18 protein-coding genes and 1 pseudogene are annotated in these 24,204 nt (G+C 38.9%); 2 read left to right on the top strand and 17 right to left on the bottom strand.

Going from position 1 to position 24,204, the window contains the following annotated elements:
* Nucleotides 1-47: 47 nt before the first annotated feature.
* The 4 genes and pseudogenes from ACTHRG_RS15105 to ACTHRG_RS15090 form a co-directional block, all read right to left on the bottom strand.
* Nucleotides 48-1,646: an ABC transporter substrate-binding protein gene (locus tag ACTHRG_RS15105; protein ID WP_083675346.1), complete on the bottom strand. Its 1,599-nt coding sequence runs from the start codon at nt 1,644-1,646 to the stop codon at nt 48-50.
* 17 nt (nt 1,647-1,663) lie between these two features.
* Nucleotides 1,664-3,154 (bottom strand): M81 family metallopeptidase, encoded by a 1,491-nt coding sequence (locus tag ACTHRG_RS15100; RefSeq protein ID WP_076258479.1) that lies wholly within the window; start codon nt 3,152-3,154, stop codon nt 1,664-1,666.
* A 712-nt stretch (nt 3,155-3,866) separates the two neighbouring features.
* On the bottom strand, nt 3,867-4,307 hold the full coding sequence (locus ACTHRG_RS15095) for an Hsp20/alpha crystallin family protein (RefSeq protein WP_019382230.1): 441 nt from the start codon (nt 4,305-4,307) through the stop codon (nt 3,867-3,869).
* An 81-nt stretch (nt 4,308-4,388) separates the two neighbouring features.
* A pseudogene (locus ACTHRG_RS15090) lies at nt 4,389-4,538 on the bottom strand (SAM-dependent methyltransferase); the annotation flags it as partial.
* A 204-nt stretch (nt 4,539-4,742) separates the two neighbouring features.
* Between ACTHRG_RS15090 and ACTHRG_RS15085 the strand changes: the two are divergent.
* Nucleotides 4,743-5,207 (top strand): hypothetical protein, encoded by a 465-nt coding sequence (locus ACTHRG_RS15085; RefSeq protein ID WP_019382232.1) that lies wholly within the window; start codon nt 4,743-4,745, stop codon nt 5,205-5,207.
* A 45-nt stretch (nt 5,208-5,252) separates the two neighbouring features.
* Here ACTHRG_RS15085 and ACTHRG_RS15080 read toward each other — a convergent pair whose 3' ends face one another.
* The 10 genes from ACTHRG_RS15080 to ACTHRG_RS15035 form a co-directional block, all read right to left on the bottom strand.
* On the bottom strand, nt 5,253-6,374 hold the full coding sequence (locus ACTHRG_RS15080) for a hypothetical protein (protein WP_019382233.1): 1,122 nt from the start codon (nt 6,372-6,374) through the stop codon (nt 5,253-5,255).
* An 18-nt stretch (nt 6,375-6,392) separates the two neighbouring features.
* Nucleotides 6,393-7,415, bottom strand: a complete 1,023-nt coding sequence (locus ACTHRG_RS15075; protein WP_019382234.1) for a Nif3-like dinuclear metal center hexameric protein — start codon at nt 7,413-7,415, stop codon at nt 6,393-6,395.
* 132 nt (nt 7,416-7,547) lie between these two features.
* A complete protein-coding gene (locus ACTHRG_RS15070) occupies nt 7,548-7,910 on the bottom strand; it encodes a Na-translocating system protein MpsC family protein (protein ID WP_019382235.1) in 363 nt (120 codons plus the stop codon).
* A 144-nt stretch (nt 7,911-8,054) separates the two neighbouring features.
* Nucleotides 8,055-9,260: an amidohydrolase family protein gene (locus tag ACTHRG_RS15065; RefSeq protein ID WP_440231529.1), complete on the bottom strand. Its 1,206-nt coding sequence runs from the start codon at nt 9,258-9,260 to the stop codon at nt 8,055-8,057.
* A 69-nt stretch (nt 9,261-9,329) separates the two neighbouring features.
* The gene (locus tag ACTHRG_RS15060; RefSeq protein WP_440231528.1) at nt 9,330-10,460 is read right to left on the bottom strand and encodes a M24 family metallopeptidase; all 1,131 of its coding nucleotides are present in this window, start codon (nt 10,458-10,460) and stop codon (nt 9,330-9,332) included.
* A 26-nt stretch (nt 10,461-10,486) separates the two neighbouring features.
* Complete coding sequence (locus ACTHRG_RS15055) at nt 10,487-11,902, bottom strand: sodium:solute symporter family protein (protein WP_440231527.1); 1,416 nt, start codon at nt 11,900-11,902, stop codon at nt 10,487-10,489.
* A gap of 173 nt (nt 11,903-12,075) precedes the next feature.
* The gene (locus ACTHRG_RS15050) at nt 12,076-13,260 is read right to left on the bottom strand and encodes an amidohydrolase family protein (protein ID WP_440231526.1); all 1,185 of its coding nucleotides are present in this window, start codon (nt 13,258-13,260) and stop codon (nt 12,076-12,078) included.
* A 111-nt stretch (nt 13,261-13,371) separates the two neighbouring features.
* Nucleotides 13,372-14,946 (bottom strand): PucR family transcriptional regulator, encoded by a 1,575-nt coding sequence (locus ACTHRG_RS15045; protein ID WP_440231525.1) that lies wholly within the window; start codon nt 14,944-14,946, stop codon nt 13,372-13,374.
* Nucleotides 14,947-15,367: 421 nt separating this feature from the next.
* Nucleotides 15,368-18,034 carry a DEAD/DEAH box helicase gene (locus ACTHRG_RS15040; RefSeq protein WP_440231524.1) on the bottom strand — a complete coding sequence of 889 codons (2,667 nt, stop codon included), beginning with the start codon at nt 18,032-18,034 and terminating at the stop codon, nt 15,368-15,370.
* A complete protein-coding gene (locus tag ACTHRG_RS15035; RefSeq protein WP_440231523.1) occupies nt 18,025-20,721 on the bottom strand; it encodes a DEAD/DEAH box helicase in 2,697 nt (898 codons plus the stop codon). Before ACTHRG_RS15035 ends, ACTHRG_RS15040 begins: the two co-directional genes overlap by 10 nt.
* A 687-nt stretch (nt 20,722-21,408) precedes the next feature.
* On the opposite strand from ACTHRG_RS15035, the gene ACTHRG_RS15030 reads away from it, so the two are divergent.
* Nucleotides 21,409-21,576 (top strand): hypothetical protein, encoded by a 168-nt coding sequence (locus tag ACTHRG_RS15030; protein WP_440231522.1) that lies wholly within the window; start codon nt 21,409-21,411, stop codon nt 21,574-21,576.
* A gap of 138 nt (nt 21,577-21,714) precedes the next feature.
* Here the strand turns inward: ACTHRG_RS15030 and ACTHRG_RS15025 are convergent, their stop codons facing one another.
* The 3 genes from ACTHRG_RS15025 to ACTHRG_RS15015 all read right to left on the bottom strand — a co-directional run bounded on the left by ACTHRG_RS15025 (nt 21,715) and on the right by ACTHRG_RS15015 (nt 24,203).
* Nucleotides 21,715-22,284: a hypothetical protein gene (locus ACTHRG_RS15025; protein WP_440231521.1), complete on the bottom strand. Its 570-nt coding sequence runs from the start codon at nt 22,282-22,284 to the stop codon at nt 21,715-21,717.
* 144 nt (nt 22,285-22,428) lie between these two features.
* Nucleotides 22,429-23,778: a cytosine permease gene (locus ACTHRG_RS15020; RefSeq protein WP_440231520.1), complete on the bottom strand. Its 1,350-nt coding sequence runs from the start codon at nt 23,776-23,778 to the stop codon at nt 22,429-22,431.
* Between the two features lie 95 nt (nt 23,779-23,873).
* A complete protein-coding gene (locus ACTHRG_RS15015) occupies nt 23,874-24,203 on the bottom strand; it encodes a cupin domain-containing protein (protein WP_283934743.1) in 330 nt (109 codons plus the stop codon).
* Between the last annotated feature and the right edge of the window lies 1 nt (nt 24,204).

Genomic DNA, 24,204 nt, shown 5'->3' with positions numbered 1-24,204 from the left:
ATAGGATTGTTAGGGATGACTGAACATCCCTAACTTTCTCTGTGGTTTTATTTCGGAGTGATATCATTAAATATAATGTTTTGTGAATATGGATTTTGTTTGAATCCATCAATATCACGGTAAGCCGTTATACTCTCACGAACAAATAGTGGAACCCACGGAGATTCTTCCACAATAAATTGCTGTGCTTCTTCATAGATTTTCATGCGCTCTTCAGGATTCATCGTTTGTCGGCCTTTAGTAAGCATCTCTTGTAATTGGTCAGATTCGTAATGCAATCTGGTTGAATTTCCTTTGGTCATAAGCATGTATAAGATATCTGGATCAGACCATCCGTACATGTTAAGGATGGCATCATGCAGGCCTTTTGGTGTATTTGCAGCAATGGACGCTGCTTCTTGAACTGAAATTTTTACATCAATTCCGATTTCCTTTAACTGGCCTTGAATAATTTGGACAACTCTTTGCATAACAGGTTCATCCGATAACCATAATTCAAAGGAGAAAGGCTTTCCGTCCTTATCTACAATTCCATCTCCATCTGTATCCTTCCACCCGGCTTCTGCCAGCAGCGACTTAGCCTTATCAATATTCTGGCTATATTTTTGTTTTGCTTCTGCTTCAACTTTTTCACTATAACCAGGTATTGTATGAGGAAGCGGACCAAAGAGCGGCTTGGCATATCCTTCCAAAGCAAACTCAACAATTGGCTCCCTATCAATCCCAAGTGCAATTGCTTGTCTGACACGTTTGTCCTGGAATATTGGTTTCTTATTATTGAAGCCTAAGTATGTTATGCCTTGTTCGTACATGCTATTAAGCTCTACACCTTCTGTTTCTTTAAGATCTTGAATATAGTTTGGCGGTACCTTTGTCATTATTTGTGTGGTACCTTTCTTAAATTCAAGCACCCTAGTATCATCATCAGTAATAAAGCGGAACTCAAATTTGTCATAAGCCGGTTCACCCTTGTTGTCCACAAAAGAAGGGCCCCAGCTATAATCGCCATTTTTCATGTAAGTAATGGAGGATCCTCGTTTATGTTCTCCAAATTTAAATAATCCCGCCGCAGCCGGCTGTTCTCCAAAGTCATCTCCATACTCATCAAGTGCTTTAGGATCCATCGGTGCTAAATAGGCAGTAGTTAATCCACTGGCAAAAGGGGCAAAAGGCTCAGTGAAATAAATCTTTAATGTTTGTTCGTCCACAGCGTCAATTTTGTCCAGTGGCCCTGCTATGAATTTAACTGCAGAATGCTGCAGAAATCTTTCAAATGTTTTCTTAACTGCTTCAGCAGTAACCGGTTCTCCGGAATGGAATTTGGCCGTTTTATTTAATACGATTGTCCAAACTTTCCCGTCATCTGAAACCTCATACTTTTCAGCAAGTCCAGGAACCAAATTTCCATCTAAATCCCTTTTGAGTAAAGTGTCATATATATGGGCATTGGTATCATCAACCCATGTTGTTTTATGAACATCAATGCTGTCAGGCTCACGAACAGAGGATATTACCAGCGTGTCCCGTGGTGCAGAACCCGTTGTGTCAGATCCAGCGGTTTTTTCGGAAGCTGGATTACAGCCTGTTAAAATGACTGCGAAACTTATCAAAGTGATGGATAACATTTTTAATACTTTCTTTTTCACTTTCTTTCCCCCATTTTTCACATGAATTTTTCTTTTTGAAACAGCGTTATTTCCTTATAAAATGGATATACTTTTTTTCTGAGTCTTGTATGATTAAAGGATTTTAGATTAAAGCTGCTTAATCCTGGAGAGTCAACTGAAATGATTTCCTTTGCAAGCGGTTCAAAACCTGCCCTGAAATGCTGGCTTGATTTTAAGGCCACGATTTTATAGGATTTTATATCAATCCCATGCAGCAAAAAGATTTGTTCATCCAGTGTCTGTGACCTTTTAGAACAAATTATAATATCGATCCCATCAACTATGACTCTCGCAGACTTGCCATAATTGATGCTTGCACCTCTTCCCATCGGCGAAGATTGGATAAACTGCCCATCAGTGAGAGTTTTTACGTATGCTTTAACATGTATAGGCTCCCCATGCATATCGTCCGTTTTTCCGCCGAGCAGTACTTCGATTACCGTCCCCACTCCACTTTCATGTGCAATATCCACTACTTCTGGATCATATATAAAGCCGAAACAAGCATTTTCAAGCTTTGCTTTTAACATAGCTGAGAGCAAGTGAGTTCCATCACCTGGTGTACCGCCCCCAGGATTATCGGAGGTTTCGTTAATTATGATTGGCTTGCCTTCCATCCTCAACGCTTTATTTATACCTTCCTCAGGAGTATCGATATCTGGAAAAAAGTCCTCTCTAGTATTCCAAATTTCTATTGCAATTTCTTCTGCTGTTTGATCTGCCAGCTCCTGGTCATTATTAGTAATAGCTACAACCGTTACACCGACTTCAGGAATATTGGTGTAAGGAAATCCATGAAAGAATGTACAATCAATAATTTTTTCGTTTTTTTCGCGTGTCCAGCATAATTCATTAATGTGCTTCGCAGGAGGTAAATTCGTGGTGGAAGTGGGAATCATAAGTGGCAGTTTTTTGAGGCTCATCTTTGGATGTATTTCTTCTAAAAGAATTTGCTTCGTAATATCAATGGCTTCTTTTCCTCTTTCATAACAATCGACATGAGGGTAGAAATTAACACCTAATAGGACATCAGCTTCTTTAACCATCTGGTCAGTTATATTGCCATGAAGATCCAGTGTGACAACAACAGGGATTTTATATCCGATAATTTCTCTAACAGCAGATAATATACCACCTTCAAGATCATCAGCATCCTCCGCAACTCCAGCACCATGAAGTGCCAGACAAACAGCCTCAAATTCACCCGCTGCTTTAATAGAATCCGTTAATTCATAAATCAGCCTCTCGTAGGTTTCCTTCGTTATTAACCCTGAGGGCATGGCAAAAGCTGAAAAACTCGGAATAATTTCCACCCCAATTTCTTCAGCCCGATCAATCATACCACCTAAGTAATTTCTTACTTTTCGATGTTTCTGTATGATTGTATCTCCGTGTATCCATTCCCATTGCTTAAACGATTCAACTGTTGTTTTCACATTGGAAAATGTGTTGGTCTCGTGTGCAATTCCACCTATCAAGATTCTCATTGTTATCCCGCCTTTTTTGAAGTAGATACTTTAATTTGTTTCAAAAATGAAGTAAACGTTTTATTGTTTGTAATTATATTACTAATTTGTTACCTTTTCAATACATAAATTTATATTTTTATAAATTTTCAGAATTAATTTTACAGCCCTAGGTTTTTCTAGCATTTCGGTTTAGCGATGAATAGAAAAAATTCGGCACTGAATCCAAGGGAAACAGTCCCGAATTTTATCTGGCACATATCAATCAAAACAAGGAGGGCGCACAAATAATCGAGTGGGTAGGAAAAAAAGCAGCATACGCATACTTATTGCATACTGCAGAAAGCTAAATTATATTTTATGAAGACTGTTTTCTGAGGGATTAGTGCTTTTGATTATTTGGCAAACAACATCTTAACAGGCCAGTTCTCAACAAAAAGAGGGTTAGTGGGTAACAGCTATCATAATGAATTGATGGATACATAGCAGATATTTTTTCCTCCTCGTGCATAAACATCAGTATCTTACAAAAGAAAAGCATTACCTCAAAGGAAGTAATGCTGGTAGGAATTCTTAATATTATTAGTCAGCTCATTTAAAATAATTTTTTTCTTTGCCTGAGGTAAATGGCAGCTTAAAATTAGCAAATCAACTAGGTCAGGTTGTTCCTCAGCAATTTCCTGCAAGTAATCCCTGCCAAACTCTTTCATAACAGGTAGCAAACTGTTCATTTTTAATGGAAATCCACATCAATTTTCTTTTTATTTGTTTGAGTTTGTTTAGGCATGATAACTTCTAGTACACCATTCTTATAAGAAGCCTTTATACCTTCCTCAGAAACAGGAGTTGGTAGTGTAATAGCTCTCTGAAAGCTACCTGTGTATCTTTCTCTCCTATGCAAATTCTCTTCTTTAATCTCATTAGTTCTGTTAATTGAGCCACTAATTCTCAATACATTATTTTCAATATCAATGTTTACATCTTCTTTACTCTGTAAGCCTGGAATGTCACAAGTTGCTACTACCTCTTTATCTGTTTCATGAACATCCACTCTTATATTCCCCAATTGATTCATTTCATTGTCTAAATGAAAAGGGAAATCATTGAATAATCTGTCAAAATCTCTCCTAATGTTAGTTAATTGTCTAAATGGATCATAAGGTATCAATGCCATTTGTATCATCTCCTTAGTTATTTATTTTTAACAAATATATTTTTTACATTTACGATGTAATTATTCATTTAAGGGATAAGGTTTGATTGAGTCGGAATCATAGAAAAACATTTTTACTCCTTCCATGATCTCAAAATAGTCTTTGCCCAATTGTTTACCCTTTCCATACATGGGGGCTTCTTTTGAAACCGCAGTAAAAATCATATATCCGTTTGGCTTTAACTGATTATAGCTAGCTTCATGGTTAAACCTATTTTTAATGTTTTTTAACGGATTGGTGCTTTTGATTAGTTGGCAACTCTTAACAGGCCAGTTCTCAACAAAAAGAGGGTTCGTGAGTAACAGCTATCATAATGAATTGATGGATACATAGCAGATATTTTTTCTTCCTCGAGCATAAACATCAGTATCGAGCAGCAGGAAAGAGGGATAGCCATGTCCTTTATCGGATTTGAACTGATAGCCAAGAGAGCATGGACGATTTTGCCTGGCAACACTTTTTCGATGTCCATTTTATGGAACAAAAAAAAGATCCCTTCCTCCATCGGAAGAGATATCTATCATGAATCTGGACTGATCCTCCCTGATAAAAGAATTGCAGCTACCGGGAGGATCCACTATCTGTCTGATCATACAATAAATCACTATGAACCCTTACAAACAACACCTTGTAAGCTTATTTGCCGGCCTGACTTTCCCCTGGATGATCTTAAAATTGAACTTCTTGCGCCGATGAAAGGGATTATGGAACCCATTCATCAAACGGCCGTACTTTTCTTATGGAACGAGGAAAACAATCTTATAAGAAAAACAGAGCTTCACCTGGATCCCCAATCATTTGAAAGGATCCCACCAAATCAATATTTGATCAATCTTTCTTTTTTACTGGGAAAAATTTAGATCTTATACCAAGCAAAAATTGTTTCTTTACCTTAGCTCTGAGCATTAAACTAATATCGGCGTTAAGAAATAAACAATCAAAAAGGCTGTCAAAATACGCATGATGATACCTAATACAGCAGCTCCCATTGCTTCCTTTTCACTTAGATCAGAATTAGCTGCCCATATAACCGGAATTTGACCAAAGACAGTAGACAAAGGCAAGCCGGATGAAGCTAATACGAATGATCCGATGACCAAACGCGGATCCAAAGAACCCGCTACTTCCGATAACTGGGCCATCGCCAGCGCCGGGCTAGCCAATATGGAGAGAATTCCGGTCTCCGGATGAATATTTAGAGCTAACAAAACGGCTGATAAGCCGGATTCAAATTTTGACCATATGCCGATATAATCGAGAACGCCAATAGCAGCAAACACGACGGCGGCAGCCGGTATAATGAGAAGGAATAAAAGCTCTGCTCCCTCCCTGGCTCCATTAAACAAAGTGGGCAAAAAGCCAGTCTTCGGCGTAAATTGAGGCAGCTTTGCAATTTGGACAGCTTTCGTATCCCGGTAAATGGTTTTAGAAAGCAGGAACGGGACAACAATGACAGGCATGAAAACAGCCAGCACGACCACGACAAAGGCATTGGCGCCTACAGCCGTTAATGCAACCATGCCTAACATAAAGGTAGCAAAAGACTGCTGGGATTGTACCATGGTGGCTACCGCTATTTTCTGCTCTGCTTTTGTTGCTCCTGAACGGATTAAGATTGGTCCGGCAATTTTTCCGGCAGCATTAATGTCACCAAGAATATTATATATACTTGGAATGATAACAGCTGAATTCACTTTCATCAGCTTTGTAACAGGAATGAATATCCGGATTAACGCATCCGTAAACCCCAGCCGTTCCAGTACCCGGCCTATAATGACACTAACAATTATGGATACCCCTACCGTGCCGGTTAAGAATATCTCTACGATAACCGGGAAAACCTGATCGACAATGGAAGTAAATAACCCGGCTAATGTACCTGGCGTGATTAACAATACCAGCAGTGAGAGGATGACTAAACCGAGACCGACTGCTTCAATTCGTGTCCATTTTCTCGTTAAAGGAATCGGGACACTATTCTCTTCTATTTCTATATTTTCTTGTACTAAAGATTTAACCTCGCTCATCTACCTGCACTCCTTTTTTTATACTGTTTGGACAACCTTTTTTTTCAATAGATAACCCTCAGCCATTTCTTCTGCATATTTCTTTAACTGAGTAGATCCCATTTCATTTAGGGATATGCTTGTCACGCGTTCCCGAAAAACAACAACTTCAACATCAGGCAGCAGTCTGTCCAAGGCGTAAGCTAAAGGTAAACCATTTTCAAGTATTTCTAACACATGGCAGTTTCCAATAATAAAATTAAGGCCTAACTCCTTAGCTGTTTCAATAAGCGGATGTCCATCATAAACCCGGCTAATGCTAGCGAGAACTGTGTCAGCTTCCGGGTGTTCCTGGATGGCTTGACGCAAATGTTCAGGAGAAAATCCCGTATGCGGGAAAATGTGCACAATATTGTTCACGGGGCTTGTCTCTTCTCCATGAACAATTCTCCCGCGTGTCACTATACTTGTTTCTGACAGAGATGAACTATTGCGTATTTCCTTTTCAGTATGTAACAATTCCTCTTCATCTCTCAGACCCATGAAATTGTCCAGCCGTGTTAAAATATCCCCCAGCGTTTTCACCTCAGGGAGTACCTTCCCTGCATATAAAATATTTCCGTGTACTCCTCCATAAGAAACCTCTGTACGGTATACCTGATGGCCGTGCAAAAAAGGAATGCCAGGATGTAATCCATGGAAGGCTTCATGCAATTCAAATGCAGCTACATTATACAAATCCAGATAATTTTTCAAGATAACTCCGCCCGAATTTGCCGCTTCGGCTATCGGATGATGAGCAACAATGGCATCGACACCAGTAGCGCCGGCAAGTTCGATACTTCCTTCTGTCATTGTCATGGCAACTGCTACTTTTTTTACTTCTTTATTCATATCGCCATAAACAAGACCAGGCGTTTCAATGATCTCTTTCCCGGGAATGTTGGAAGACTTCATGATGACAAAGGGATGCTCACCTCTCGTAATGTCATTTAGAGATTTAATCACTCTTCCTCCTGTCAGTTCATCCAGCGCAATCAATACATCTTCTATTGTTTTCATAATGTTGCTGCCTCCTCTATTTTTTTATAAAAAAAACCGTCAGCACAAAACAAACAGACGCTAGTCTGAAAGCTTGTACTGACGGTTTTTATGCACTCTTAAGAGTTCATTGGACCAGTCACGATTATTTAGTTACCTGGAAATATAGGCACTTGTATCCTGATCCAGGGTAATGATCGTTCCTGAGAGTTCAGTAACGGGATCATAGTCCTTTAAAATAGAAAGTACCTTCATCCCATATTTTTCTTCCAGGACATTCCTTAAATGTTCCTTATAACTATCTATGATGGCAATGTCAGTCATTCGGGTTACAAAGCGATTAATCTCGTCCAAATGTTTAAGAGATGGAATTCTCTTATGATTGGCGAAAATTAATATCTTATCCCCCAAAAACTCGACTCTTTGACTTTTGACACCAATGTTAAACAAAAGAAGGTTGATATTGTTATAATCCTTGATCAGTTCCTGTTTAAATGGGCCAGCAGTCCAACTCATTCACTCACACCATCTTTTTGAAATTTCAGAATCCTTTGATAAGTAGAATTTAACACAGTTAATTCTATCTGTAAAGTGTTTATATTAAAAATATATTTTACTAGATAAAATTTGCACCACTATAACTCTTCCTTCAGAAACTACTCATTCCGCAATCATTTCCAGGTTTTCATTTGTATGCTTCATAAGAGCTTCTCCCCTGCATACAACCATCTTTATACTTTCTAAATTACTCAGGCACTCCACCGGATTTTCCTTAAGCAAAATCAGATTTGCCCTGTACCCCTCTTTAATTTGCCCAACGTCACGTCCTAAAATTTTCCCTGCATTAACTGTTGCTGTTTTTAGCACCTTTTTCGCATCAGAAACAATCGCATTCATGGTATACAATTCATCCAGCAGCGCCCGATGAGAGGTGCATGGTGAACCCGCATCTGAACCGGCCCCAATTAAAATATTCCTGTTAAAATAGGTTTCAAATGCATTCCGATGAATGCTGACGATTTCCTCTGCTTTATCTCGTGCATAAGAAGGAATCCCATCCTGTGTTGCAATTTGCTTATAGACAAACAATGTTGGAATCCAGGCGGTATTCCGTTCTTCCATCAAGGCAGCCAATTCATCATCCAAGAAATGACCATGCTCAATTGTATCCACACCAGCAAGAATTGAATTAAGTATTCCATCACGGCCAATCGCATGGGACGCCACTTTGAGTCCAAAACGGTGTGCCTCCTTACAGATGACTTCCTGCTCTTCCAGGCTAAGCTCTGCATGGCCGACCTGTTCCCCTTCTATTCTGCCATAGACCCCGCCAGTTGCACTTACTTTAATTACTTCAGCACCCTTAAAAATTTGTTCGCGTACACCTTTTAAAGCCTCATCCTTCCCATCGACAAATCTTGCCCAGAACGGATCATGCCCGCCTGTCATGGTCAATGTTTTTCCGCTGGCAATCACATCAGGCCCTTTTATAAGCCCCCTCTTGATCCCTTTTGCTACATGCAGAGCAATATCATCAATGGAGCCAATGTCCCTGACAGTTGTTATACCGTGCTTGAGATAGGTTTGACAATTGGAAACAGCTCTTATCAGCATCTGCTCATAGCCTTCTGCTTCGGAGGTGTGAACTGGATTTAATGAGCCGTCCCACATCATATGAATATGTAAATCTATTAAGCCTGGAGCGAGAAACCCTCCATTTCCATCGATGACCTCTACGCCGGCTGGCAGTTTGGATTCAGGGATCATTTCCTTGATCAAACCATCTTTTACCCAAAGTGCTAACCCCTTCTTACAATCCAATTCTTCCCCATACAATAGCTGTACATTCGAAATCACAAACTCCATCACTTGTTCCTCCTATCATTTTAAAAGGAAGAAGTGTGATACTTCTCCCTTTCAAGTTTGATATTTAAGTTAATATAGCAGGGACTCCATATCACGCGGATATTCTGTAATCAATCGGCATCCATCAGATGTGATAAGAACAGTATCAGAGTGTCTGAAACCGCCAACCCCAGGTATATAAATCCCCGGTTCAATCGAGAATGCCATTCCTTCCTCTACCACATCATGATGGTCATAACGCAAAAAGGGCTGCTCATGTGCCGATACACCTATTCCATGTCCGGTACGGTGAATCGCATATTTTTCAAGTCCTGCCTTTTCAAACACTTGTCTGGCAACACCATCTACTTCTGAAAATTTCACACCTGGTTTAATGAAATCAATTGCACGCTGCTGAGCTTCTATAGCTGCCTGAAATGCCTTTTCCTGTTGGGGTGTTGGCTTCCCGACAATGACGGTTCTCTCTAATTCAGCACGATACCCATTTAGCCCGACCTGCCTGCTGTGAATAATGACATCTCCGGCTTCAATTTTTCTAGTGTTGGAGAATACGTGCGGCATAATGCTTCGGTTTAATCCGGAAGGCGACATAACCACAATATCAATCACCGAATCCGGATATTGTGCCGCAGTTGCTTCAAACAGTGCCGCATTTCCCGCAGCATCTATTTCCATTTCTGTTATTCCCGCTTGAATTTGCGCTAATGACTTGCTTACTGCCAGATTCACTAATTGCCCGGCCTGCTCCAGCATGAGTATTTCTTCTTCATCCTTGATAAATCGCATTTGATAAATGAATTGCCCGATGTCAACCACCTGATAGCCTGATTCCTGAAGATAGACAAGAACCTCACCCGGAATAAAGGCTAAATCCACACCAATTTTTGATGAGTCAGGATTTTGTTTAATCAATGCACGTATATGCTCCATATGCGATGTCTCATCCCTGCCGGCACCAGGATGCTCATAATAGACCAGTACATCATCTACATGTGAATGTTCCTGTGCATGTGTTTCTTCTAGACCTGGAACAATCATGGCTGTTTTTTCCTGTAAATGAAAAATGATTGGCCGTGAATAGATTAAAGCTTTAAAATTTGTTAAATAAAATTGATGGTCTGGATTAAAGACAAATACGGCAGATATTGCCTGTTCTTTCATATACTCTTTTAATCGAGTGATTCGTTTCGTTGAATCCACGCTTTCCAACTCCTTTTAAAGTCTAATTAGCTTGTATGATCAGTAGTGAGGTCTGTTGTGACGTTTTTATTTCTAGTTGCCAGGCTGACAATAATGAGTGTTAAAACGGACAATGGCAATGCAAACAGGACACTATTCCAATCTAAAGGCCGGTCAAGGCCGATTTCCCAAATCATAGTTGCAGAACCACCCACAATCATGGAGCTGATCACGCCTGCTTTTGTCGCATTCCTCCATAATACGGTTGCAAGAATGGCAGGAGTTAAAGACGCGCCATACATTGTATAGGAATACATTTGGATGGCCAGGACGCTTGGGAAGAATTGTCCTAATACATACGCAAGGACTCCTAATATCACAACAATGACACGGTTGTACCATAAAAGTTTGCTTTCTGACAGCTTGCTTTTACTGGAGCGCTGGATTAAGTCACTGACAATATTTCCTGATGCTGATAGAAGATAAGAGGTAGCTGTTGTGATAATAAAGGCAACGGCTGAACAGAGAATAAGCAACCCGACTACAAGGGGTACTCCATCTATCGCAAGTGATAAAATGGCTGTATCGGGCTTGATTTCCGGGAAAAGTACAATGGAGGTAGTTGCTAAGATGATCGTTAAACTAATGACAAAAATATTCCCAACAAAAAATCCAATAGTTGATTTCCGGGCTACGTCCGGATCTTTCGCTGCGGAGAATCGCTGATACATGTTTTGATCACCGAGAACAAGTAAAAACAATGGCAGGAAGAAACCGAGAAGCTGAGGGAATGATAGGCCGCCATTCCAGGTTTTATTTACCTCCGGCAAAGATAGAGCTAATCCTTCAAAGCCTCCGACAGCATTCAATGCAAAGGGAACCCCGAATAGAAAGCCAATGATAATCAGGACGGCACTCAGTGCATCTGAATAAGCAACCGAAAATAGCCCGCCGCTTACGGTTAAGAAGATAACTAAGGCACACATAATGATGGCGCCAACTTCCAATGGAATCCCAGTCGTTAATTGCAGCACATAGGCTCCGCCTGTAAACTGATAGGCTGTTATTCCGACAAAGGCGAAGATGATAATAACGGATGATATATAAAGAGCTGTTTTTCCAAAGCGCCGTTCCAAAAGATCTGGCACTGTATAGATCTCAATCTTTCGAATCTTAGAAGCTATAAAATACAAAATGATCGCTCCAACAATTCCGCCAGAAAGATTAAAAATAGCGGCAAACGGTCCGTATTGGTAAATAAAGCTCGCTCCGCCGACTACAGTTCCAGAACCTACAAACGTTGCCAGAAGGGTTCCCATTACGACGAATAGAGGCAGGCTTCGTCCTGCAACCATAAAGTCGTCACTATTTTTCACCGACTTTTTTCCGAAATAGACACCAATCAACGCCATGAAAACCAGATAAATCACAACTGCAACTAAATAAATGTTCAATAAGCTCACTCCTTTTACTATTTTTATATAAGGCTGTGTGGAAGCTTAATGCAGATTTAATCCTGGAACAGTGATCCATGTTTCCTAATGAATATTCTTTTAGGAGGCATGTATACAAGGGAGACTCCACAATTCGCAGAGCCCCTTTTCAGCTTACAGAAATCATGACCCTATAGTTTACTTTAGCTGACCAAAACACCATTTTTCATCACAAGCTTGTCTCCCCGCAAACTATTTAAATCATTTAGTGGATTGCTGTCTGCAATCAGCAAATCCGCGAACTTTCCTGGAGAAATACTGCCGCGCTGATCTTCAATTCCGAGACATTCAGCTGCAACACTCGTTGATGCTTTAATGACTTCCATTTCCGACATTCCCGCTTCATGCATTATCGCTAATTCATCATAATAATAGCGGGGCGGGGTTAATGGAGAGCCACAATCAGTTCCTGTTGCAATCTTCACTCCGATTTGAACAGCTTCCTGCAGCATGGAGAAATGCGGTCCCACAACTTGCTTCGCTTTTTCAAGAGCGTATGCAGGAATGTCCGGGCTGCTTATAAGCTGTCTCATAACGGCCATTGTCGGCACCAAAAAGGTTCCCTGATTTTTCATGATTTCAAGAGCCTGGCGATCTGCGTAAATTCCATGCTCGATTGTGTCAATCCCGACCTCTAAACAATTCATGATTCCTTCAATTCCATCTGCATGTGCAGAGACCTTCTTATTTTTCTTTAGTGCCTCTTCTTTTGCTGCACTCAGTTCCTCTATTGTTAATTGAACTGAACCGGGCTCTTCCCCTTTTGTATAAATACCGCCAGTTGCCATCACCTTCACCAGGTCTGCCCCTTCTTTAAGAACCCTTCTAGTATTCTTGCGGACTTCATCCGGCCCGTCCGATTCATAGCCTAAATAATAGACATGTCCGCCTGTCATACAAATAGGTGCACCCGCAGCAATAATGGTAGGCCCTGAAAGCAAGCCGGAATCAATGACATTTCTTACATGCAATACGGTTCGATCAGGTGCACCCAAATCCCTGACCGTAGTGACGCCTAATTTCAGTGTATCCAAAGCATGCTTGTAGGCTTCCAAAGCGATTCTGTCATTCTCTTCATTCTTTATGAGGGATTGCGGGTCTGCACTGCCATTCCAAACGAGATGCACATGGCAGTCAATCAGACCGGGAAGGATATATTTTCCGGTGCAATCAATGACTTCAAACCCTTCTGTATCACCTGGCTCCCCTTCTTTGACCTCAGTTATTCTTCCGTCTTCAACCTTGATGTACGAATTCTCAACCACCTCATCATTTAGTCCGTCAATAATGCTGCCACCTTTTAAGATCCATTTTGTGTCTGCTGGCATTTCGAAGCCCTCCTATTGTGTGATTATTCAAAATCATAACAATAGAAGGATTATTTATCATTGTATACTACAAACAAAAAAGAGACAGTAATTTGTCCCTTTTAAACAATTCTATTGAAATCGATCTGCTTTTTGTTTAAATCTGTATATGGAAAAGGCCATCATGAGCATTGAATAATGGGATGGATTTTGAATATCCACCTGCATTAATTCGGTTATTTTCTGCAGGCGGTATTTTACCGTGTTTGGATGCACAAATAATTCACTGCTCGATTTTTGGAGATTGAAAAAGTGTTTTAAGTATGTATAAAGTGTCTCTGTTAATGAAGCATTCTTTTCCTGATCATAGGCAATCAATGGACCCAGTAATTCTTCATCAAAGTTTTGAAACAAATGATGGGATTGTAAATTGTAGGCGATTTTTTCAATCCCCATCTCATCCCAAAACACCAATTGTGCATCATGAATGTGACCATGCAGCAGTCCCATTGATGATTGGTCATACATAGCTTTAATTTTACTGCAAGTGTTAACCTCCTCTATCGCACTTACACCAATACGGATTCCAGGGTAGTCTGTCAGAATGGCCGCTACCCTCTCTCTATCTAATATCGAATCGATCACCCCGACAATTTTTCTGTTATAAATCCATAATCGGGAATTTGCTTCATTTTCTATTAAAAGCTCAGAGAACATTTGAAGTTTTGACTGAAGTGTTTCCGGAGTGGAGGACTGCACCTGGAAAATGCATCTTACTTTCTTAAGGTCCATATAAAAGTCAGCTAGATTTTTATCATCGGCCTCACCTTGGAAAATACCTTCCAGCATTTCGATATCTTTGCTCTTTTGATAGTGAAGCAAAGTATTTTTATTATAGGCTGCTAAACTTAAGGCACGTATTCCGTTCTTAATTACTTCGTCTGAAAAATTATCCCCCGTTCCATTTTGACAAATGATCAGATAGCCAAGAAAGTTCATCTTAGAAAACAGCGGCGCTACCTTGAAATTCTGATCAGAAATAGAATCCATTTTCACCGCTATATTCGTTTCACGATTGGTGAAGCGCACTTTTAACACGTTCTCTTTATGCTGGTTTATGATTAAATTCATCAGGTGCTTTATCTCATCTCTGGTTTGCTCTTTCGTTTTCCAATACGCAATCAAATTAAAATACGGATCTAACACGCACACAACATTGTTTATATATTCTCCTATTACTTTTACAATTGAATTCAAATCCTTTTCCAGGAGAACAATTTCCATCAGTTTTTCATTTAATTTATGTATTTTCAAAGCCTGTTCATTTTCCTTCTTATTTACCAGCTGATTATATTTCTCGTGGATGATATAGTATGGGACCTCTTGGGGGATTTCAAAAAGCGGGAAAGAATGGGTATTGGAGTAGTCAATAACTTCCCTCGGAATTGTTTTCAATGCTGCTGTATGAAAACCAATTGCACTTATTCCGATTTCCTGCATCCATTCTAGATGGCTAATGATTTGATTCACATCTTTAAAAGCGTGAAATGTGGTCATAACAAAGCCTTTTTCTTTCATGCGGGATGTTTTTTCAGTTAGCTCCATGCTTGTTATGTAGGTGATTTCTTTATTTATATTTTGGGTGCCGCCTATCAAATAAACATTATCTAATTCTAATACATCTGCAAATTCTTTTAATGTAATCAAAGTATCCCCCCTTTGGTTGTGCACAGCTTATTAAACAAAATCACTATTCATTTTTGTTTACCATCTTGGCAATTACTACCTTATAGCAAATTTTGAACTCTGGTTATGAATATTTGAATTTGTTTCTATTATAAAGGGAACTTCAATTAATTTAAAATTGGAAGAGTCTGATTATTTAATATGATTCCGTTTTAAATAGTGAACTGAGCATCCATCCACAATAGGACATGTATATATGTCCTGAATAATAAAACGGTTCTCTTACTTCTAAAGATAGCAAAAGAACCGTACCTATTTCTCTAAAATTTACAATACATGGTTCTAAGTCTTTTTCAAAGTGACTTCTTTGTCAAAAATGTCAAAATTTTAATAGCTGGAAATCACTTAATCTTGGGTTGTTAAGTTAGTTTTATCTGTGTCATTAATCCCTCTTTGTGAATACAATCTCAGATATTAAGATTTCCAACAATTTAACCCCGCCCACCTTATCAAGATTTTCATTATTTCGTTCACAAATAGATAAATGGGTACAGTTAGGACATCCTTCTTTACATTCACATGCTTTTAGGATAGCTAATGCTTTATTTAATATATGAACTAACCTGGATTCTATAGCTTCCATAATGCCTGCACCTCCACCATCAGCTTCATAAAAAACAATGGTGGGCCGATAGTCAAATTCCTTTAAATTACATGAAGAAATTAAAGAAAAATCACTATGGGAACACTTGACGATTGTAGGTATTGCTGAAGCAATACCATGCTCCAATACATGCAATGCTGACTCATTTATTTTTTCAGATGTGAATTGAATCCACAACCCATCTGTTGTGTATTTTACGGGATACATATTAGTGTCTTCGATTAGATCTGATGTACCTCCACCAAATAGGTTTACTTTTTTGTAGCCCCATAATCTCCTTGTAATCACGAGTTTTCCTTTCCCTATTTCCATTAAATCATGAACAGGCTGAGTGCAGACTTCTCCTGAGACGTTTATCGAATCATTAACTTGCCCCCTTGTAGTATAATCAGCCTTAAAAGGGACAGTCCATACTTCATTTTTATTGGATAAGATTCGCGTCACCTTATAGGTTTTTTGGTTATAAAGAAACACCGAACCGTAATGATAATCCCTTAGTAATGACCTATCATCCACTCCCTCAAACAGTGCTTCTTTTGTGGTTTGATTTATCACAGTGTAGACCCTACCACCTTTTAATAGGTTATTATATATAACATTTTTATCTGTTAATTCCCACAAACCTTTTTTTACTTCTTTCATCTTTTCAGCAAAGCCATCTGCTTTTTTAGCAGCAGAAACTTTAAAGTAGTTATGTGGGGAAGTCAATTTCCCGTTAACTTCAAATGCGGCATACTGCATATGTTCAGAAACAATAAGAGGATTTGAAACATCAATCGTGACATGTTCAGGTTCTCGCTCCATAAATTCTACAGGGTTGGCTGCATAATATTGTTCTAAAGGGTCCTCTTGAAAAATTTGTATTATTAAGCCAGGACCCTTTCTGCCTACACGACCAGCTTGTTGCAAGAAGCTAGCTTTGCTCCCGGCGTATCCTATCATAATGCATAAACTTAAATCTCCAATGTCAATGCCCATCTCTAAGGCAGAAGTTGACACCAGCCCAACCAATTCTCCCTTTTTTATTTTATCCATAATTTCTTGTTTTTTGTACCAATTCAATTGAGCATGGAAAGGAGAGAACAGTTCCAGTGGCACTTCTTTATCCTGCAGTACCTCACCCACTCTTGATCTTATTGCATTATTTAATTCAAAGCTGGCATTCGTTGCCGCCTTTCTATTGCCATAAAAGAATATGGACTTGGGAAGCATGCGGTAAGATGCTGCGATTGATTTTAAGATTTCAATAGCCTCTGAAATAGGCGCTCTTCTAGTCCTTTGCTCTGATTTTTGGCCAAGTAATCCCGGATTCCATAATAATATTTCCTTTTCATAAGCAGGGCTCCCATCATGGTCAATTAAGGAAAAGCCATTTCTACCCTTTAATCCAGTAATTTCCTCTGCAAGCTCCTTGGGATTCCCTATAGAAGCAGAACATGCGATAAATTGAAGGTCAATATTTCCAAGAGCTTTACATAAGTTCCTGAGGCGCCGCAAGAGCATTGCCACCTTTGAACCAAGAATTCCGTTATAAGCATGCAGTTCATCTATTACAACATATTTAAGATTTTTAAAAAAACGAATATATCTGCTTTTGTGTTTAAAATGTACAGCTCCTTGAAGAATAAAGTGCAGGAAGTGTGCATTAGTCAACCAATATCTTGCATGATCATAAGTTAATTCCTTTACAGAATCAGACTTTCCTCCTTCGAGTACACCAGCACTTACTTTTTTCCCTCCCAGTGAAATAGTTCTATATCCAAAAGAATCTTGACTTTCAGTTTCGTTATCATTAAATCTATCTAAAGTCATAAGCTGATCACGAGTAAGCGCTTTAAGCGGTGACAAATAAAGTACAGTTGCATTCTCATCATTTAGGAATGTTTCTAGTGCTGGTATTGTGTACACCATAGACTTTCCGGATGCAGTACCTGTTGTAATGACTACATTTTCACCATTTCGTATACGATTAATCGCTTCAGCCTGATGAGAGTATAGTTTTTCAATTCCTATTTTTTTTAAGTTGTTTGCTAAGGGAGAAGGCAAGTCTTTCTCAAGTTCCCCGTACTGAGCTGACTTCGAATTAATATGGTATCTTTCAACAGAAGAACCTATTTTGTCGCCCAGGGAGGTTAGATTACCTACCACCTCGTCAAGTGATTGATCTTTAAATGACCAGGTCTCCATTCTGTTATCTGCAAGCAAAGCTAATTCATCAAATGTTAAATATTGTTCATTTAAACTCTTATGGCAGTTGTCACAGTATACCCCGTCTGGAGTATTATCCAAATTATCATTATCTTTAATCCACGATTCAACATGAAGACCATTAGAAGGCTGCTTAATCAGCCTTCTATAAGGGATTCCTTTGTACTTTCTACTAATCTGATAAAAATATAACTGCTTTTGTTTTGCTGTATGGCAATTTATACATACTAAAGGCAATTAAGTTCAGCCCCCTTTATAATATTCTTGATAGAATGGCTAAGCAGCAGAAGGATAGCCTTTGCCCCTATCTTTGAAAGATGGCCATTGTCTTTGCCCGGGTATTGAATACATGAAGGGCATCCGCCAGAGCACGAGCAATTGTTCAAGAGGTGAATTGCACTTTTCGAAATCCTTTTTATATGTTCACCTATTGCTTTGGTTGTACCCATTCCTCCTGATTGATTACCATAAAAACCAATAACAGGCTTATTAGCAAACCCAGAAACAGATAACCCTGAAAAACCGGAGATATCGTTTGCATCACAAATGATGGTATCCGGAATAACGGACAGTAAAACATGCTCAGCAGCGCGTATAGACCCATCCAGTTTTTCCTCAGTGTAATCCGGTCCTAAAACGTCTTTTACTTCTTTTATTAACTCGTCAGATAACACTATCCACATGCCCTCTGCATCAAAATCAGCTACCAATGGGGGATTGAGATTCTCGACATCAGGAACCCGGGAACCAAAATATGATTTATTAAATCCAAATATTGACCTTTTTATATTTAATATGCCAGTAGATTTTATAACCTTATGGCTTTCCTGAACAGATATTTCCTCTGAAACATTGATAAAGTCCTTAAAGATAGATTGTGTATAATATTCTATCTCTCCCCGTATCGGTGTCACAAGAATTTCTAATTTCTTGCGATTAATGCTATCAACCCGATAACCCTTTTCATTAGCATTCCAGTAGATGGCACCCTCATGAAAATCCCTGAATGCAGTCCACTCATCAATGCTTTCTAGTAATACATCGCGCGATTTTGTGACCACGACCTTGTAGCTCTGCAAAGATCCTGATCTTAAACTGCATCTTGGCAATTCTTCCTCTTTAGGTGGTTCTATATTTTCAAGTAATTGTTTAGCAACTTCATCATTTACCAAGAAAATTTTCAAATCCTCTATCGACAGTGGTCTCCCAAGTTCTTCCTGTAAATAAGCAAGATGCAGTTTTAATAGTTCTGAGTTTCTGGGATCAATTCTTACCACTTCTGGCGGCTTTTCCAAGAAGGTATTTGGATTTTGCATGTAATACTGCTGAAGCGGCTCATCTTCAAAAATCATGACTGCCACCCCTTCACCTTTTCTCCCAACTCGGCCTATTTGTTGTGAAAACGCAGCCTTACTCCCAGGATAACCGCTTAAAATCGCAAAACTTAAGTCTCCTATATCAATTCCAACTTCTAGAGCATTAGTGGCTATTACTAAATGGACATCACTTTTCTTAATTGCATTAATTACCTGCTTTCTCTCATCAACACCTAGCATGCCATTATAAAAAGCAGACAACTGGACCCCTGCTACATTTTCCTTTTTTAGTTTTAGCTTTTTTCTTAACACATCTTTCATAGATCGCGCTGTAACTTTCCCTTGCAATCTGGATCCCTGGAACATGATTGTCCGAATGATTTTTTCTTCATGCACAAGAACATTTTCAGCAATTGAAATAGCATCCGATACAGGTGCTTTACGCACTCCTGTATCCAGGGTTACTCCTGGATTCCAAAATACGATATGACGTTTCCTCTTTGATGACCCATCGTTGTCGACTAACGTAAATTCGCTTTTTCCAGTCAATTCTTCAGCTAATAATTTCGGATTCTCAATCGTGGCTGAACATAAGATAAATTGGATATCGTGATTACCCAGTTCCTCACAAACTTTTCTTAACCTGCGAATGACCAATGAAACATGACTACCAAAAGCCCCTCTGTATAGATGCATTTCATCTATGACAATATACTTCAAATTTTTCAGAAGGTTATAGACGTGATTGGAAGTTTGATGGTTTCCTTGAACCTGCCTTAAAATAGAATGATGAATCATATCTGGGTTGGTAAACAGAATTCTGCCATCCTTCAACAACCTTTTTCTTGATCCTGGCTGTGTATCCCCATCAAGACGCCCATAAGGAAGATTTGTAGAACCAAATCGGATAGTTCTTTCAAACCACTCATCCTGCTCGCAGGAATTATCTTCAACCTTTTCTCCTGTCCAACGATAAAGCTGTTCAACCTGATCATCAGCTAAAGCTTTTGTTGGGAAAATATATAATGCTCTTGCATTTTCATTCTCTAATAGCCCATGTAAAATAGGTAAATTAAATGACAGTGTTTTTCCTGAAGCAGTCTGTGTAACAAGCACAACATCCTTCTTTTTTCTAACTGCATTATATGTATCAGCCTGATGGGTAAAAAGTGATTCTATATTCATCTGTTTAAGGGCACGCCTTAAACTTTCTGGCAATTCATCATGAATCTCTCCAAATACAGGATCACTCTCTGGAATGCTATGAACGAATATTTCAGCACGCTCCTTTTGGCTCACCTGTTTCAATTTTTCGATAACTTCAATGGAATCAAACTCACTTGAGCTTAGCCCTGGAATTCTTTTATCCAATAAAACTTCAACTTCTGCGGGATCGATTGGTATCTCATTATGACATTTAGGACAATAGACAGCATCGTTTTTATTCTTCATCCATTCGTTTGCTTCATCAATACCCCTCCATGAACCCGCTTCCAAAGCAGCTCCCACTTTATACTCACAAAGCCTATATTCACCTGCAGATAATACCTTTCGACTCAACTGATAACCTTTTAGCATTGAACCGCAAGAACATTGTAGATATGGCATAATATCTTCCCCCAAATTTTAAAAATTTATATTTCCAATAAAATTCTAAATTAGTATATTTATAGTATACCAGAAATAGGTAGTCAAAAATTTAGTTAGGTTATTTGATAATTGAGCAAATAATACGGGTAAATGGTTGTATTTCTTTGATTCTCATGGTTTCTTACTGTTCTAACCTGTAAATATGAACTAAAATAAGCAACGAGCACTTTTTCTCAGTATAAAATTAGTTTCTTTCAAAAAAATTGCTCCTAAATTTTTATATAATGCTTGCCTTCAAAAATACAGTAGAAAAAAAGAGACAGCCTTCTATATACCGAATTGGAAACAAAATAAAAACAGCATGCCTAAATTGTCTTGCTGTTTTTTATGATTATTAATGAACCATCACTAAAGCATCCTCAAACGGACCAAAAAACTTCCCCTTAGGTGCGATACAATCGCTATCCTGAAATCTTTCTCTCCATTCACTTCATAACTCCCTTTTAGAAAGAAATCAAACAATCCCCACTCTTTATACATGCTACAAAATAAGGAAAGTTCATCTTATCAGACGAACCCAATATTAACTGCCCAACCCAAAGGGAATTAGATAATACACCTAGGGAATCAAACACAGCTGTAATTGATAAAACAGCAACACCCACAACAGGTCTTAAACAATACCTAGAAAATCTAGGATACGAAGTGATTGATAAAAGAGAAAAAGGCGGAGCACTTTGGCTAATCGGTGATCAAGAGTTAACTGACTTGATAGAAGAGCTGAGAAAACAAAAAATAACCTTCACCTTTGCTTATAATGGGAGTAAATCAACGAATCAAAGGCCTGCCTGGTTTACTAGTTACCAGGGGTAAAAGAAAGAACCGATCGTATTGGTCGGTTCTTTCATATTTTTCAATCTTGTACTCTTTAATTTATTGAACATTAAGTGGCTGCCCCCATTAAGGAAAAGCATTATAAGCTTGGAACAGGCAATTATTTTTATTGCTGACTTAATCCATGATTATTTGTATAATCTCATCTATCTTTGGCTTTATTTCGTCATATCTAACCGGTTTTGCTATTTTATTTAAAGAAGATAGACTAATTGTTTTTTGAGTCGGAAAACGCTCATCCAAGATTTTAGTCGGGACAATATAAAACTCCCAATGACTCACATTTAATGGATCAATGGTATCAATATCTTTTTCCTTCAATAAACAAAAGATATATATGTCAGCGTGTCTTCTAATTTCTGTACTATACTTCCTGTTTGTATAGCTATATTCTCTTTTTGCCCCAATGTTAAAACTGATTTTTGAAAATGTGTCAGTATGCCAGGACTGGACATATGCTGCAGATTTTACTTCAATCTTTTTCCCTCGATAAATTAAATCAAAAGCATCCCACTCAATTCTTGACTGATTTAAGCAGTCTAGAGCACTTCCTACCAAAAACTCTGCAAATATTCCTCTTAAAGAGTTGCTTAGCAAATCAGAAAATCCCCAGTTCCAGAAATCGATTAATGTTTTATCAGTTCCACTTATCTTAGTTTCATCTGAAAGTGTTCTCTTTCTAGACACTAGTATCACACTTCCTTTTTGGATTTTTATAACTTTTCCACATCCTTTTGATCCTAAAACAACTCATAAAAAAGCGTCAGACCCACTTAGGTCCGACGCTTCATGTATTATTGTTTCTCAAAAAACATTATTCAAGCTTCTCATTTATTGAGCTTTTAAATTATCTGAAGTAATAAATTCTGATTGATTATTAACCTCTGTAAAGTGATCAGGTGCAATTCTTGCTTTAACTTTCATAGCAATCATATACACAATTCCTGCAGCAACAATGGATTGAACGGCAGGCAATCCAAATGAATACACGTATTGTGTGAAGTATCCAACCAGAGTTCCTACTGCTAATGCGATGGTTGCCATCCAGTTCCATCCTTTGTTGTCGACCCACTGCTGTTTTCTTATAAAGAAGAAGTCAGCAATCATGACACCAGCAATGGCTGGATAGATTAAAGCAGTCATATATAAGAAGTCCATAAAATAATCAAGGATCCCGGCCAAGGCAATTCCTATAGAAACAATAGTACCAGCTAATGTAAGAAGTGCTCTTCCTTTATTAGAATTTACATTTAGCATGTTAGCTAAAGCTAATCCCATACTATAATTATTTACTAATTGACTCGTCCAGGTTGCTAACCATAAAATGAGAAAGCCCCAGATCGGGAAACCTAAATTCATCATGACATTTACAATATCAGCATCGCCTACTCCTATAGACATAATGGCTCCAACATAGAATAGCGGGAAACCTACTGCAATGATGCCTAATGGAATGAGTACGTTGTCTTTTACTTTCGGTTTTGCATAGCGCGTATAATCCGAGGCAATAACCCATTGAGAAACGTTAATACCGATGACTAAACTAACGGCAGCAAGAAAAGTCATTTGCGGTTCAGGGTTCCAGGATGAGATCTTTTCCCAGCCGATATTTTCTAAAGCATAGAAGATACCGCCCGCAATTAATAGAAGGCCAGCTGGGACAGCTAAGTAATCAGTCCATTTCATAGATGAGTAGCCTATAATGGACGGAAGTGCAAATAGCAGACCAGCTATGATTGTTACGAGTGCCCAAAGGAACCACTGCGTCTTATAGTCAATTCCAAACATAGCTGAAATGGCATTTCCGGCAACTGCCGTCTGCAAAGCCCACCAGCCCATTGAAACAATAAAGATAGTCAATCCTACGATAAACCGTGCCTGGGTTGAACCAAAGCTGGTTCTTGCAATTACGGAAGAGGACCGGCCAGTTTTAGCCCCTATATAGCCTGCGAGGGCATTACCGATCCATTGGAAAACAAAGAGAGCTGCTGCCAAGATCCAAAATAGCTTTCCGAGTCCAAAACTGGCTGTTAAAGTGGCACCAACCATTAAAACCGGAATTGTAAATTCCAGTCCCCCAAATATAACAGCGGGTGAAATCCAGTGCTGCCTCTCATTCATTGGAACGGAAGCAAGAGCTTCATCTTTTCCACTGCTTTTCCTTAGAGACACATCTTCCATTTCTATTCAACTCCTTCAAATTTATATCGGAATATTCTGTAAAATTCTTTTATAATAAAGACCTTGCCCTAGCAAGGTCTTTATGGTGAATGATGCTAACCAACCAACACCCAAACAATTTCACAATCCTCTTCACTGTCATTATAGGCAATATGCTCTTGCCCGGCAGGAATATAAGTTGCTTCCCCACTTGAAACCCGATACGTTTTTCCATTGGTTTCTGTTACTATAGAACCTTTAACGATAATGGAATATTCGTTCTCACTATGATTAGAAACTCCAGTCAGCGGAACTCGCTTCCCCGGTGGAATAACAACTGTACCCACTTTCATGTCTCCAGCCAGAGCTTTTTGTGAAAATACCGTTTTAAGTGGAACGGCCGCATTTGGATCGGCCTTGATTTTCTCTATATTTAATACCTCCACT

Source organism: Cytobacillus sp. SAFR-174, from assembly GCF_051964675.1.
Taxonomy (GTDB): domain Bacteria; phylum Bacillota; class Bacilli; order Bacillales; family Cytobacillaceae; genus Cytobacillus.
This window is presented reverse-complemented; position numbering and strand designations above follow the sequence as displayed.